The following is a 266-nucleotide window of genomic DNA, read 5'->3' as shown; positions in this document are numbered from 1 at the left end:
AATGTAGAAATTGTAGATCCGGTAGGTGGCGTAGCGCAATACGTATTAACTTCGGACGAAATTAAGCATTACGGAACGGTCAACGCAGAGCTTAATTTGTACTACGCGAATAATCAGGCGCTTTCCGTCCACAAGTTTTCATTCAACATAGATCGAGCGCTAGTCGATACTGATATCGCTCCTATAGCGGAATATTATATCGATGATTTCGAGGCTTTAATCGCAAAGGTCAACGAACTATATGACGAAGCTATTGCGACGATGGA

1 protein-coding gene is annotated in these 266 nt (G+C 42.5%); it reads left to right on the top strand.

Annotated elements, in window-relative coordinates; translation table 11 throughout:
* Positions 1-9: 9 nt before the first annotated feature.
* Positions 10-266 (top strand): BppU family phage baseplate upper protein (locus ACKX14_RS15970; protein WP_422449389.1); only part of this gene is annotated, 257 nt, incomplete at its 3' end.

The organism is Thermorhabdus hydrogeniformans, from assembly GCF_049310025.1.
GTDB lineage: Bacteria > Bacillota > Thermosediminibacteria > Thermosediminibacterales > Tepidanaerobacteraceae > JBJYKD01.
This window is presented reverse-complemented; position numbering and strand designations above follow the sequence as displayed.